The following is a 12,067-nucleotide window of genomic DNA, read 5'->3' as shown; positions in this document are numbered from 1 at the left end:
TTGCCAGAGTTCTGGCAATTGCGCGTTGTTTTTTGCAAGCCGGCAGATAGCTAGGTCAACACCACCGTATCTGAACCCAGATGCTGATTAATCAGCCTCGCCACCAAGGGTCGAAAACCAATATTGTCTTTTACCAGAACGAAGTCTCCCGCCTGCTCCGACCACTCAAGCTTGAAACTGGTGGAGAGGGCGGAGATCCAGATCTGGCGTACGGGTGCATTCGGGGTGATGACAAACTTCCCCGGGGGTTCCTCGAAGAGCACGTTCAAGGCGCCGCTATTCTCTTCCACCTCAAACTCTCCCCCCTCTTCCGCGGAGATCAAGCTTTTCTTCAGAGCTTCAAGGGCAGCATCGGCATGTCGGCGGAAAGTCAGTTCATCAAGCATAATGACAGTGTACCAACGCGCATCGCGGTTGACGCTGGGGCACATTCCGAGGCAAAATCCGGGAAGCGATGATCGAAAGCTCGTAAATTCAATCGAGATTTTGGATCCACTTGCCAGTGTGGGAACATCCCGGTTTTCACGCAAATTCACGCGGCGCTTGCTCTCCATGCCCCGCATTCGTGGCACTCTCCTTGCAGTGGTCTCAATTCTGGAGAGTTGGAGTAGACGATGCCAATGCGCGGTATCCTGACACTCGCAGCGATCGCCTTGACTTGTGGAGTCCCAGCTGCGCTCGCGGCTGACCCCTCGCCAAGTCCCGAGCAACTGATGCCTCCAGAACAGCTGATCAAGGATGTCGTCTTCAATGAGCTGAGCGACCACCAGCATCATGCTTTCTTTGAATACCTGGATTGCAAGCGAATCGGACAGCAAACCTTGGTGAAAGCCGAGGTGGAAACCCGGGGTGGGCGCGTCAATCGGATGCTGGAGCAAGATGGACATCCATTGACCGATGAAGAGCAGCGGGAAGAATCGCGGCGGCTACAGAATTTGCTTCATGATACGGGCCAGCAACAGAAGCTTCAGCGTGATTACCAGGGCGACGAAGACCGGATAGCGCGAATCATCGGCCTGCTCCCGGATGGATTTCTATATCGATACGATGGGATCGAGGGTGGGGAGATCAGGCTCAAATACCAGCCGAATCCTAGTTTCCGTCCTCCAACCTACGAAGCGCGGGTCTTTCATGGAATGGCGGGCACTCTGTGGATCGATCTGCGCGAGAAGCGACTACGCCGCCTTCAGGGCCAGCTTATAGCGAACGTTGACTTTGGCTATGGCCTCCTCGGCCGTCTCGATAAAGGCGGCACTTTCGATATGGAGCGCCTTGAAGTGACCACTGGCAATTGGAAGACGCGAGTGTTGAACGTACATATCAGCGGGCATGTCATCCTACTTAAAAATATTGGCAAGGATCAGGACGAAGTGCGGTCGGACTTCCGTCAGGTTCCTTCCAACCTGGACCTGCAGGGGGCAGAGGTTATGCTCAACCAGGTCCAGATACATGGCGGCCCCCCTGTCATCCAAACAGGCGCCGCAGCCAGCCTTGGGGGAGATGATCGTTCAAACTCTCCGGACGGTCTGGCTTTCAAGTAGCAGGGAAGTCTTTGTGGTAACTGACTTCAACGGTGCTTTCCGGCGCTAGAACGGGATGTCGTCGTCGGTGATCTCGGTTGAGTGGGCGTAATCGTCGGGCGAGCCTGACGGCCGCTGGTCGAACGAACTGCTGCTTGCAGCTGAACTGCTGGAGCGGGAGTAGTTGCCGCCGCTTCCCCCATCGCCCTCGCCGCGCCCGGAGAGAAGCGAGAGTTCGCTCATCACCACTTCGGTACGATAAACTTTCTTGCCGCTTTCCTTGTCGTCCCAGGAGCGAGTCGTAAGCCGCCCCTCCACGTAAAGCTTTGTGCCTTTTTTGACATAGTCGCGGATGATCTCGGCCAATCGCGCATAGGCGACCAGATTATGCCATTCGGTACGCTCCTGCCATTCGCCGCCCTTGTCCTTGAAACGCTCGGCTGTAGCGATTGAGAAGTTTGCTACTCCCTGACCGCTGGGCAGCATTTTGAACTCCGGGTCCTTGCCTACGTTGCCTAACAGAATTACTTTATTAACGCTCTTCGCCATGCTGACTCTCTTTTCGGTTAAAGGAGAGGATAGCAGAAAGCGGCGCGGCATCGCTGCCGCGAATGCCACCAAGAATCTGCCGGATGAGGCGAGTGGCAAATCTGGCATCGAGTGGAGCATGACGATTGAGGAGCCGGTACCACATGGCTCCGTAGAGGAGGTCGATCGTGACGTCGAGGTCAGTGTCGGCAGCGATCTCGCGTCGCTTCTGTCCAGCTTGAAGGATCGATCGCAGAGCCTCACGCCTGGTCGAGATGAATCTTTCCCGAAGCTCCGCCCCAAACTCCGGATTGGTCTGGCTCTCTGCCATTAAGGAAGCCATCGTAGCTCCCGCATGTGTCGAAGTCAGCGCTTTGAAGGTGTCGTTGAGGAAGGTATTTAAATCCGGCTCAAGCGCGCCGCTGTCCGGAGTCGGTACTGGACTTGGAGCGGCGCAGTAATAATCGAGCACAAGGTGGGCCTTTCCTGACCACCAGCGGTAAATGGTGGCTTTTCCGACGCCTGCCTCCCTGGCGACACCTTCGATCGAGAGCGCTGCATACCCATCTTTTGCGAGCAGTCTGCCAACCGCCCTGAGAATGAGGGTTTCGGAGCGCTGACTTCGCTGCCTGCCGTGCGTTATCAAAATTAACAATCCTCCGTGCAACTTAGACGATACGTATCGTCTCGAATAATCAGCGCGCCACCGGAGGGCGCCATCATGAAAGCAGTCTACCTCCAAGCGACCAATAAGCCTTTGCTTGTGAAAGATGTTCCTGAACCTCGACTCCGCGCTGGTGGCGCCATCGTCCAGGTGAAGAGCGCGCCCGTGCTTTCCTATATGCGTCAGGTGGTCACTGGCAAGCTGGGATACTCTATGCCTCTGCCCTTCATCCCCGGCAATGCCGGTATTGGTGAGGTAGTCGAAGTTGCCGACGACGTCTTCGACTTCAAACCGGGCCAGCTGGTGTTCATGGATCCATATGTAGGGTCACGGACGAATGGGGGCGAATATGACGACATTCTGATCGGTCTCACGGGTCTCTCCGCCGTCTCAGGCAGAATGTTCGATCTGTGGCATGACGGCACCTTCGCGGAACGAGCGCTCGTCCCGGCAGAGACACTCACGGTTTTCGATGAAGCCAAGAGCCTTGGTGCGGAGCGGCTGGCCGCGCTGACCCGGCTTGCGATTCCATACGGAGGCCTTTTAAAAACCGGTTTGCGAGCTGGAAAGACGATCATGATCGGAGGGGCGACCGGAAACATTGGTGCTGGCGCAGTGATGGTAGCGCTGGCCATGGGCGCGAGCAGGGTCATTGCTCTGGGCCGCGACAGCAAAGGCTTGGCCGAGCTGGAGGCGCTTGACTCCAGACGTGTGGTCGCAGTTGCGCTGGAGGGCGGCGATGTAGAGGCCCTGACGGCGCGGATTAAGGCGGCGGGGGGACCGATCGACACCTACTTCGACATGACGGGAGCGGCGCCGGATCCCACTCCGATCATGGCGGCGATCGGAGCTCTGCGGCGTGGCGGAACGGCTGTCTTTATGGGCGGGGTGCAGGCGACCCTGCCGATTCCTTACTCGCAGATCATGTTCAACGAACTAACGCTGCGGGGCAACTTCATGTATCCCCGCGAAGCTCCGGGGGATCTGCTGCAGATGGTCCTGGCCGGAACGCTGGACCTCTCGAAGATCAAGATCAAATCCTTCAGGCTCGATCAGATTGAAGAAGCTATCGATGACGCAAGTGCCGGGAAAGGATTGAACATGACGGTCGTCAAGCCGTGATCGAGATCCTTTTCGAATGTACGTGGTTTAGCGTCGTCGGTTGCGCAGCCACTTCAACGCTCCCAGCAGAAACAGCAGGAAGCCGAACGGCAGGCACATCATGGTCACGATGAGAGCCATCCAGCCGCTGTTGGTGTGCGGCCCCTGGGGACCAATGCCCCCGAAAACCGTCCTCGTCAGCAAGGCACATAGTATGCCGACGGCCAACGTTGATCCGCCCCACTTCAGCAGCTGGTGGGTGCCGTCGTCCGCAGAAGTTGGCGTGAGCCTCGCCGGCTTCTGCGCCAGCGCGTCAGCCTCTCTCCGGGCGTTCACTGGCGGTTTGATCGGCACGGGTTGGGTTGCAGGAGCCAAGGTTTTTCGCTGACCTTCTCTTTCTAATTTCGCTTACCTTGCCGCAACCAGCATCAGCCGCACGATCACTCCAGTCACCGAGACGTAGAGCCACAGCGGAAAGGTATACCTTGCTACACGGCGGTGCGCGGGAATTCTACCGCTCAGCGAAAGGTAGAACGTAATCAACACGACGGGAAGGGCGACGACGGCAAGCACGATATGGCTGATCAGCAGCGGTATGTAGATGTGGTAGACGGTGTCATGAACCGGGTATCTCTGGTCGCCATGCAGCGCGTGGTTCACGATGTAAGAGACGAGGAACAGCGATGAAAAGACAAATGCAGTCATCATGCTGGCGCGGTGGGCGGCAATCCGGCGATGCTTAATGAAATAGAAGCCAACCAGCAGGGCGACCGCGCTGAGACCGTTCAGCAGGGCATTCAGGTTCGGTAGAAAAGTGAATTGAGTTCCGTTGGCGTCGGCTGCCGGATGCACGTAGATCAGCCAGAACAGAAAGAGCGTGGCAACGGCGCTGACGGCAAGGATTACGGCTACGGGCGCCGTCGTGGTGTTCGTCGTAGGAGTGTTTGCTCGAGCGGCTTGCATGGTGGTGCTTCCTCAGGCTGCCGGTTGGTGGGTCCGCCGGTTCACGATCGCCCAGGAAGCGGCGAACGTCAACAGGCAGAAGCCAAGCGTGACGGCAAGGTTGGTGGTCAAAGAAAAATCGGTGGCGGCGGTCGGGAAAAGCGCATTCCGCAATGCGTCCACGCCATAGCTGAGGGGATTGAGGCGCATACAGAGGCGCAGCCATCCCGAGGCTCCACTGGCGGGGAAGAGCGCGCCAGAGAGCATCCACAGCGGCAGCAGGATGATGTTCACGATCGCATGGAAAGCCTGAGTTGAATCCATCGGCCACGCGACCGCAAAGCCCAGGGCGGTCAGCTCAAAGCTGATCATCACGATGACCAGAATAGCCACGCCAACCGAGGCAAAGGTGGGATGAACGCCGACAAAGGGAGCGAAGACCAGAAAGACAATTCCCTGAATCGCTGCCAGGCTTGCGCCGCCGAGGACCTTGCCTAGAACGATCGCCGAACGCCTGACCGGTGCGGCCAGCACGGATAGCAGAAATCCCTCATTGCGGTCCTGGATCAGAGACATCATGCTGAAGATCGCCGTAAAAAGCACGATCATCGCGACCGAACCAGGAAAGAAGTAGCCGAGGTAGTGCCCGGAGCTGCTTCCCGATTGGAAGCTATGGGCAAAGCCTGAGCCAAGCACCAGCCAGAAGATCAATGGGGAGGCGATCACGCCCACAACGCGGGCTTTTTGCCGATAAAAACGAACAATCTCGCGCTGCCAGAGCGAATAGGCGGGTAGCCAAACGCCGGGCTTCGCGGTGTTCGCAAGTCGAGGTGCGGTCGCGGTCATGGTCGCCATAACTTAATGCCCCTTTCCGGCGCGGGAACTCTGCACCGGCGCGAGATCTCCAGCGGCGACATCAGTCCAGAAGCGGTGGCCGGTTCGTCGAATGAATACATCTTCGAGGCTTGGTTTGGAGACAGTGACTGCTTCAACCATCCCCGGGAATGCCTCGACGACGGAGGTCACGAACCGGTGACCCTGGTTATGTTCCAGACGGACCGAACTGCCAAGAACGGCTGCTTCTGCGGTGAAGCGTTGCGCTAATCGCAAGGACAACGTCTCCGCTGCCTCCGGAGATCTGGTCTCGAAGAGGACCACATCGCCGCCAATCTGCGATTTCAACTCAAATGGCGATCCCAGAGCCACCAGATGGCCGTCGTTCAGAATTGCCAGACGGTCGCAATGCTCTGCCTCTTCCATGAGATGAGTGGTCACCAGAATGGCTACTTCTTCCTCATCGCGCAGCGTCTCAAGGTACTGCCAGAGGTCGCGTCGCGCGCCCGGATCGAGCCCAGTCGAGGGCTCGTCCAGTAGCAGAATGGATGGGGAATGAATCAACCCCTTCGCCAGTTCGACTCGACGCTGCATCCCTCCGGATAGCGTTTCGGCGAAATCATGCGCGCGGTCGAGCAGTCCGACCCTGCCGAGCACATCGTGGATGCGTGTTCTCAAAAGAGCGCCTTGCAAGCCATAGAGATTGCCCTGGTGTTTCAGGTTCTCGGCCACTGTCAGCTTCATGTCGAGGCTGCGGGCCTGGAAGACAATGCCGATCTGCTGCCGGACTTTGTTCGGCTCCCGCGCCACATCAAAGCCCTGGATGCTGGCACGGCCGCCGGTCGGCGTCATCAGCGTCGACAGGATGCGAAACAAGGTCGTCTTGCCGCTGCCGTTCGGACCGAGGAGCCCGAAAATCTCTCCGGCCTTCACCTCGAAGCTGAGATCATCCAGCGCCCGGCGGTCGCCGTAACTGTGAGTCAATCTATCGAGCACAATCGGTGCAAAGGCGCCGCGTTGGAAGCGGGTGGAAGGTGGACTTGCCGGAGACTCACTGACGGTTGCCATCATTGCTGTCCTGTCAAAATTTTCCTATAGCGTTGAGCATCATCGCGGTGAGCAGAAGCGGAAGATAAATCACGCTGACCTTGAGCAAGTCGCGCGCGTACCTTCTTGATTCGAGCACAGTTTGCGCCTTGGTGATGCGAGCGAAACGGATAGTGTAGATCAGATAAAAAATACCCAGCAACAATGCGGCCGCGCCGTAAAGGTGCCCGGCAATATGCAGATACACCGGAAGCAAGCTGACCGGAATCAAAAGCACCGCGTAGACCAATGCTTCGAGCACGGTCGACCAGCCGTCGGGTTGAACGACTGGAAGCATTTTGATGCCCGCTCTTCCATAATCCTCTCGGTAGAGCCAGGCGATCGCCATGAAATGCGGGAACTGCCAAACAAAAAGAATTGCAAACAGAGCCACCGCCGGCCACTCGATCATCCCACGCGCGGCGACCCAGCCAATCAGCGGAGGCATCGCGCCGGGGAATGCGCCGATGAATGTTGCCAAAGGGGTGTAGCGCTTCAACGGCGTATAGATCGCGACGTAGCTGAAGGCGGTGAGCAGCGTCAACGTGCCGGTGAGCAGGTTCGCTCGCAAGGTAAGCCACACCGCGCCGATGGCAATGGCTAAGAGCCCCAGCAGGATGCCGTGAGCCAGATTGATCCTTCCTGAAGGCAGGGGGCGGTCGGAGGTGCGAATCATCTTTGCATCCGACTTCCGCTCCAGGGCTTGGTTCAACGCGCTCGATCCGGCTGATACTAGTCCAATGCCCACCAGGGTCTCGATCAGGCCTGGTTGAACACTACTGATCCCCGACCGCATCGATCCAAGGTAGAACCCTGCCCACGCCGTGATGACGACCATCGTAGTCACCCGCACCTTGAACAATTCTCGATAATCCGCAAGCCTGGAGGCTACGTCGCTATGGTCGGCAGTCGTCGCCTGGGCCATCGGAAGAGTCGAAGGGGTCGTCTCATCCGCAAAGGCTGGAGCCGGGCTTGATGAGGCCACGGGCGTCACTGGGCGATCATCCTCGGGCGCAAAGTCGTGCAAGCGGTCGACTTTTTTAGGTGGGGGTGGGATCTCACCTCTCGATGATAACAACTTCATCCAGCTTCTGCGGCCGTGCTGTTGACAGCGCGCGAACCGACTCTCGGGCGGCTAAGCCTTTGGAAACGGGCTCTGTGGGGCGGTTTCAGGGACGGGATCCTTGGTCTTGACGAAGTACTCCTCGAGAAGTACGGCAACCAAAACAGCGGTCGGCACAGAGACCAAGGCTCCCGTGACGCCAGCTAAGGCGGCGCCCAGCAGTAATGCGATCAAGACCGCCAGTCCGGCCAAATCAACACTCGATTTCATGATACGCGGCGTCAACAATGAATTCTCCAGTTGGGCATAGATCATGTAGAAGATCAACACGCCAAGCACCCGCCCCCAGGAGTCGATCGCTGCGACAACCAGAGCCAGCGATACGGTAATCAGAGCTCCCACGATGGGAATGATGTTGAAAATCCCCATGAGCACGCCTAACGCATAGGCGTAGCGAATCTTCAGCAGGACGAAGACCACGGTGCTGGTTACGCCCAGGATCAGCATGAGCAGCCCCTGGCCGAGCAGCCATTTTCCCATTCTGACCTCAGCCCGCTGCAGGGTACGGTTCAGCCGATCGCGCTGATCGAGGGGAACGAACGAAAGAAACCATTCGTAAGCATGTTCGCCCTCGAGCATGAAGTAGACGGTGAGGATGACTCCGGTCAACAGGTCGAATATTTTGCTAGCCCAGTTGGTGAGCGATACCAGCAGATAACTCGCGGAGTTCGAGGCGACGTCTTGAATCTTGGCGTTCAGGGCGCTCAAATCCACGTGCCTGATGAAAGGAAGTTGTTGAGCGCGAAGTAGAAGTTGCGGTCCGCGGGTGGGTAATTCTCCGGCGAACTGCCGCAAATCGCTTACCACCGGAGGAACGGCAAATGTGAAGAAGAGAGCAGCAGCCCCGCCCACAATTAGAAAAAGCACCAGGATGGCGATCACCCGGTTGGGATGCCACTGCCCGAGACGAACCCGGCGAATGCCGTTAACCACCGGCAGCAACACCACAGCAAAAAGGGCGCTCACATAGACAATCAGGAGTACATTGCGCACCAACCATGCCAGGTAGAGGCCGATTGCGAGGGCGAATGTAAACGTGATGTCGGCACGCGCAGAGTGGCGGACGGCGGGTGCTTTGTCAGGAGCGGTCGAGGTCAAAGGCTATCGCTTTCCGGAGGAGTGACCAGCAAGGGAGGACAAATGAAACGGACCGTCACGTAGCCGGTCCATGATCCGATCAGCTACCGTTTCAGGAGAGAGTCCGTGGGTGTCGATTGTCACGTGGGCGCGTTCATAGTGTTGAAGACGGGAATGGAATCGCTCGCTCAACGTTTCACGCTGTTGTAAGATGGGCCGAACTGCGGCACCCGGCTGGCTTTCGCACCGCTCGATCAAGACAGCGAGTGGCGCGTTCAGGAAAACTACGCAAGTGCCAGTCGACTCCGATAACAAGCGACGCGTCGAGTCGGTTTCGATGGCGCCTCCTCCGAGTGCAAGTACGACTTCCTGTCGTTCGTGAAGCTCGGCAATGATCGTCGCTTCCATCTCCCTGAAGCCGGCCTCGCCCTGACCTTCAAAGAGTTCTGCGATCGTCTGTCCGGTTCTGCGGGCGAGACATTGGTCAGCGTCCATGAACTCCCACCCCAGCCGCTCAGCCAGAAGAGGGCCCGCCGTCGATTTCCCCGCGCCCATAAACCCTACGAGGACAATACGAAAGATCTCTCTCGGCATAAGGCGTTCCGGCTCCATTCGCTGGGTTGCATTATAACGACAGCGAACTCAACCGGACGCGTACGCGGGACAGATATCGCCTGCTTCTTAGCAAGGAGCGCTAATTCTTTGGAGGTTGCGGCTTGAAATCACCCGCACCGGATTCCTCTTCTTGATGCAGAGAGCCTGTGATCTTCTGCCATACCTTGTCGCTGGGTTCATAGGAAGGCAGCAGACCCTTGGCGATGTCGACGATGTATTCCAGCTCTTCTAGAAGGGCGGTGCAGCGGTCACAAGTCTTCAAGTGCTCGTGATCGCGGATATCATCGCCGATTAAATCCTTCATCTGGTCCTGAAACTCTTCGCAGGTCATGCCTCGGCCATTCCGGGCGGCAAGTGCCGACCCTTCTTCGCGCTCCCGCATCTGGATCATCATGCTACTTCCTTGCGTTGTCCGGAGTGCAGGAGGTCGCGCAGCTTCATTCTTGCCTTATGCAGTTGGGATTTGCTGTTGCCGATGGAGCAATCCAGCATCCCCGCGATCTCATTATGCTCATAGCCTTCGACATCGTGAAGCACAAAGACCAAACGGTATCCCGGAGGCAGGTTTTCCACCGCCCGCTCCAGGGTGACGCGATCGATCGACCCCGACAGCGTCAGGTCGCGCGCGCCAATATCGCGCCGTGGTCCATCTTCCTGGGAGGGTTCCAGCGTCTCCTCGAGGGAGACTTGTGGAAGGCCCTTCTTCCTAAGGTGCATCAGCACGACGTTGACCGCCAGACGATGAAGCCAGGTTGAAAAGGCTGAATCACCCCGGAATGTGCCAATCTTCCGATACAGCTGCAGAAATGCTTCCTGGGTTAGGTCTTCCGCCTCTGCCACATTGCTCAACATGCGGAGACACAGCGAATAGACGCGCCGCTTGTGAAGGGCATACAGAAATTCAAAGGATTTTGCGTCGCCGGACTGGGCGGCCTGAATGGCTTCTGCTTCGCCTGCAATCGGAGGATTGCGACGCATGTGCTGGTTGGCCGGCTTTGGTTCCGTCTGAGAGGCGCTCATCCGTGCTTCCTCCGCTTTATCAAAAACGCCATTTTCTCGTACTCCAACGGGTGTGGGATTGAGGCAGAGGATCTTAGCCATATCGGGAGAGACCTTCTTTGTACCTGTTGCGTCTGTATTCCCACGTATGAAGCTACAATGCCGGGAAAAGTTGCTTCCAGAAATGAGTTAGCGGCATTCCACCCCGCAGTCCACCCCTAGGAGCCGATGAACCGAGCATACAGGGATCTGGCCACGGCCGTATCCGTCGTGCCCTGAATCAGCGCCCGGCCGTCGGTGAAAAGCGTGATCGTGTGTTCTCCACGCTGAAAGCGGAGCAACATCTCATTTCGTCGAACAGTCCCATGCGGCTCCAGACGGAGCTGCATGGCAGCAAGATCCACGGGCCGGTTGTGCTCATGAATTTGCACGGAGTTTCGTCCGCAGAGGGTGATATGAGGGCGGCCGTCGCCGCGGAGATAGGTGAAGTCCCGTTTGCCGCAGACCTCGCAACCTGTCCGGGGTGCGGCTGTCGATATCTCGGAGCGATCGTTCGTCCATAGATCGACCGCCAGGAACGATCGTCGCATGGCGTCGCGTGCGCCAGCCAGCAACTTCAGCGCTTCGGTCACCTGGATCGACGCGGTAAGATTGACCGCTGTGTTGAGAATACCCGCGGTATCGCAGGTATCGACCGGCCCTGAGGGCGGATGAGGGAAGATGCAGGCGAGACAGGCAGTCTCGCCGGGCAAAATGTTCATCGTCGCCCCATAGGCGCCGACGGCAGCAGCGTAGATCCATGGCCGCTGCATTTCGATCGAATAATCGTTGATCAGGTAGCGGGTCTCGAAATTATCGGTTCCATCGAGAATGACGTCAGCGCCGCTGAGAAGCTGGTGAATATTGCGGGGAACGAGATCGGCGACCTCCGCCTTCACCCTTACTGCACGATTAAATAAAGCAATCTTGCGCCGTGCTGCCTCGGCTTTAGGCAGGGCCGACTGTGCGTCATCCTCGTCGAAGAGCACCTGGCGTTGCAGATTGCTCTCCTCGACATAGTCGCGGTCGATGAGAGTTAAAGTGCCGACTCCGGCGCGGGCAAGCAGGCTTGCGGCTGCGGCGCCGGTCGCCCCGCAGCCGGCGATTGCGACGTGTGACGCGGCGAGCTTGTGCTGCCCTGCCGGTCCAATCCCGGAAAACAGGACCTGGCGCGAGTAGCGCTCGTCCAACGGATTACCAGCGTGGTCCGGCTGACTGACCCCGCAGCTATTCAATGACGGCATGGTGTCCACTAGTTAGTATAAGAGTGCCTGAGGTCTTCACGAGGAATTGTCCAAATTGAAGCGCAGTCGATCGTCTTTCGTGCGTGACAAGCGCGCCCTCGGGGGTCTGCCGGGTGGGCGCAGTGTCGTATCTGAGCAGTCTGAAGATTTGCCCTGGGTTCCTTCGAACACAGCATTCAGAATGAGCACGAGGGATTGATTGTCTTTCTCAAGGAAATCGGGACAAAAGAGTTGGCGATGCTTGCGAAATGCGCGGAAAGAGAGCGCTCGATGGGCGGTAGTCCTCTTCCTTAGC

15 protein-coding genes are annotated in these 12,067 nt (G+C 57.8%); 2 read left to right on the top strand and 13 right to left on the bottom strand.

The window, feature by feature from the left end:
* Nucleotides 1–50: 50 nt before the first annotated feature.
* The gene (gene cyaY / locus ACPOL_RS27125; RefSeq protein WP_338026720.1) at nt 51–563 is read right to left on the bottom strand and encodes an iron donor protein CyaY; all 513 of its coding nucleotides are present in this window, start codon (nt 561–563) and stop codon (nt 51–53) included.
* Between the two features lie 51 nt (nt 564–614).
* On the opposite strand from cyaY, the gene ACPOL_RS27120 reads away from it, so the two are divergent.
* Nucleotides 615–1,541, top strand: a complete 927-nt coding sequence (locus ACPOL_RS27120) for a hypothetical protein (protein WP_114209817.1) — start codon at nt 615–617, stop codon at nt 1,539–1,541.
* 45 nt (nt 1,542–1,586) lie between these two features.
* Here ACPOL_RS27120 and ACPOL_RS27115 read toward each other — a convergent pair whose 3' ends face one another.
* On the bottom strand, nt 1,587–2,069 hold the full coding sequence (locus ACPOL_RS27115) for a single-stranded DNA-binding protein (RefSeq protein WP_114209816.1): 483 nt from the start codon (nt 2,067–2,069) through the stop codon (nt 1,587–1,589).
* Nucleotides 2,053–2,703 (bottom strand): TetR/AcrR family transcriptional regulator, encoded by a 651-nt coding sequence (locus ACPOL_RS27110; RefSeq protein ID WP_150133147.1) that lies wholly within the window; start codon nt 2,701–2,703, stop codon nt 2,053–2,055. The genes ACPOL_RS27115 and ACPOL_RS27110 overlap by 17 nt, the downstream gene beginning before the upstream one ends.
* Before the next feature lie 66 nt (nt 2,704–2,769).
* Between ACPOL_RS27110 and ACPOL_RS27105 the strand changes: the two genes are divergently transcribed.
* Nucleotides 2,770–3,834, top strand: a complete 1,065-nt coding sequence (locus tag ACPOL_RS27105) for a zinc-dependent alcohol dehydrogenase (RefSeq protein ID WP_114209814.1) — start codon at nt 2,770–2,772, stop codon at nt 3,832–3,834.
* A gap of 27 nt (nt 3,835–3,861) precedes the next feature.
* Here ACPOL_RS27105 and ACPOL_RS35095 read toward each other — a convergent pair whose 3' ends face one another.
* From ACPOL_RS35095 to ACPOL_RS27055, 10 genes are all read right to left on the bottom strand, one after another.
* Nucleotides 3,862–4,188: a hypothetical protein gene (locus ACPOL_RS35095; RefSeq protein ID WP_236657070.1), complete on the bottom strand. Its 327-nt coding sequence runs from the start codon at nt 4,186–4,188 to the stop codon at nt 3,862–3,864.
* Nucleotides 4,189–4,221: 33 nt separating this feature from the next.
* Nucleotides 4,222–4,776 (bottom strand): DUF420 domain-containing protein, encoded by a 555-nt coding sequence (locus ACPOL_RS27095; protein ID WP_114209813.1) that lies wholly within the window; start codon nt 4,774–4,776, stop codon nt 4,222–4,224.
* A gap of 12 nt (nt 4,777–4,788) precedes the next feature.
* The gene (locus ACPOL_RS27090) at nt 4,789–5,610 is read right to left on the bottom strand and encodes an ABC transporter permease (RefSeq protein WP_114209812.1); all 822 of its coding nucleotides are present in this window, start codon (nt 5,608–5,610) and stop codon (nt 4,789–4,791) included.
* Nucleotides 5,611–5,613: 3 nt separating this feature from the next.
* Nucleotides 5,614–6,660, bottom strand: coding sequence for an ABC transporter ATP-binding protein (locus ACPOL_RS27085; protein WP_236657069.1), 1,047 nt, complete (start codon nt 6,658–6,660; stop codon nt 5,614–5,616).
* 10 nt (nt 6,661–6,670) lie between these two features.
* The gene (gene cyoE / locus ACPOL_RS27080; RefSeq protein ID WP_114211101.1) at nt 6,671–7,600 is read right to left on the bottom strand and encodes a heme o synthase; all 930 of its coding nucleotides are present in this window, start codon (nt 7,598–7,600) and stop codon (nt 6,671–6,673) included.
* Nucleotides 7,601–7,810: 210 nt separating this feature from the next.
* Nucleotides 7,811–8,896 carry an AI-2E family transporter gene (locus ACPOL_RS27075; RefSeq protein ID WP_114209811.1) on the bottom strand — a complete coding sequence of 362 codons (1,086 nt, stop codon included), beginning with the start codon at nt 8,894–8,896 and terminating at the stop codon, nt 7,811–7,813.
* Between the two features lie 3 nt (nt 8,897–8,899).
* Nucleotides 8,900–9,469 carry a shikimate kinase gene (locus ACPOL_RS27070; RefSeq protein WP_161557586.1) on the bottom strand — a complete coding sequence of 190 codons (570 nt, stop codon included), beginning with the start codon at nt 9,467–9,469 and terminating at the stop codon, nt 8,900–8,902.
* Between the two features lie 100 nt (nt 9,470–9,569).
* A complete protein-coding gene (locus tag ACPOL_RS27065; protein WP_114209809.1) occupies nt 9,570–9,884 on the bottom strand; it encodes an anti-sigma factor in 315 nt (104 codons plus the stop codon).
* The gene (locus ACPOL_RS27060; protein ID WP_236657068.1) at nt 9,881–10,510 is read right to left on the bottom strand and encodes an RNA polymerase sigma factor; all 630 of its coding nucleotides are present in this window, start codon (nt 10,508–10,510) and stop codon (nt 9,881–9,883) included. The genes ACPOL_RS27065 and ACPOL_RS27060 overlap by 4 nt, the downstream gene beginning before the upstream one ends.
* A 197-nt stretch (nt 10,511–10,707) precedes the next feature.
* Nucleotides 10,708–11,772, bottom strand: a complete 1,065-nt coding sequence (locus ACPOL_RS27055; RefSeq protein WP_114209808.1) for a ThiF family adenylyltransferase — start codon at nt 11,770–11,772, stop codon at nt 10,708–10,710.
* Between the last annotated feature and the right edge of the window lie 295 nt (nt 11,773–12,067).

This window comes from Acidisarcina polymorpha (assembly GCF_003330725.1).
GTDB classification, from domain to species: Bacteria; Acidobacteriota; Terriglobia; order Terriglobales; family Acidobacteriaceae; genus Acidisarcina; species Acidisarcina polymorpha.
The sequence above is the reverse complement of the archived record's forward strand: the minus strand, read 5'-3'. Positions and strand labels throughout refer to the sequence as shown.

Excerpts from the sequence above, each read along its gene's own strand:
- ACPOL_RS27105 (WP_114209814.1), top strand. The coding sequence starts at position 2,770 with ATGAAAGCAGTCTACCTCCAAGCGACCAATAAGCCTTTGCTTGTGAAA.
- ACPOL_RS27090 (WP_114209812.1), bottom strand. The coding sequence starts at position 5,610 with ATGGCGACCATGACCGCGACCGCACCTCGACTTGCGAACACCGCGAAG.
- ACPOL_RS27060 (WP_236657068.1), bottom strand. The coding sequence starts at position 10,510 with ATGAGCGCCTCTCAGACGGAACCAAAGCCGGCCAACCAGCACATGCGT.
- cyaY (WP_338026720.1), bottom strand. The coding sequence starts at position 563 with ATGCGGGGCATGGAGAGCAAGCGCCGCGTGAATTTGCGTGAAAACCGG.
- ACPOL_RS27120 (WP_114209817.1), top strand. The coding sequence starts at position 615 with ATGCCAATGCGCGGTATCCTGACACTCGCAGCGATCGCCTTGACTTGT.
- ACPOL_RS27115 (WP_114209816.1), bottom strand. The coding sequence starts at position 2,069 with ATGGCGAAGAGCGTTAATAAAGTAATTCTGTTAGGCAACGTAGGCAAG.
- cyoE (WP_114211101.1), bottom strand. The coding sequence starts at position 7,600 with ATGGCCCAGGCGACGACTGCCGACCATAGCGACGTAGCCTCCAGGCTT.
- ACPOL_RS27065 (WP_114209809.1), bottom strand. The coding sequence starts at position 9,884 with ATGATGATCCAGATGCGGGAGCGCGAAGAAGGGTCGGCACTTGCCGCC.
- ACPOL_RS27085 (WP_236657069.1), bottom strand. The coding sequence starts at position 6,660 with ATGATGGCAACCGTCAGTGAGTCTCCGGCAAGTCCACCTTCCACCCGC.
- ACPOL_RS27095 (WP_114209813.1), bottom strand. The coding sequence starts at position 4,776 with ATGCAAGCCGCTCGAGCAAACACTCCTACGACGAACACCACGACGGCG.
- ACPOL_RS27055 (WP_114209808.1), bottom strand. The coding sequence starts at position 11,772 with ATGCCGTCATTGAATAGCTGCGGGGTCAGTCAGCCGGACCACGCTGGT.
- ACPOL_RS27070 (WP_161557586.1), bottom strand. The coding sequence starts at position 9,469 with ATGCCGAGAGAGATCTTTCGTATTGTCCTCGTAGGGTTTATGGGCGCG.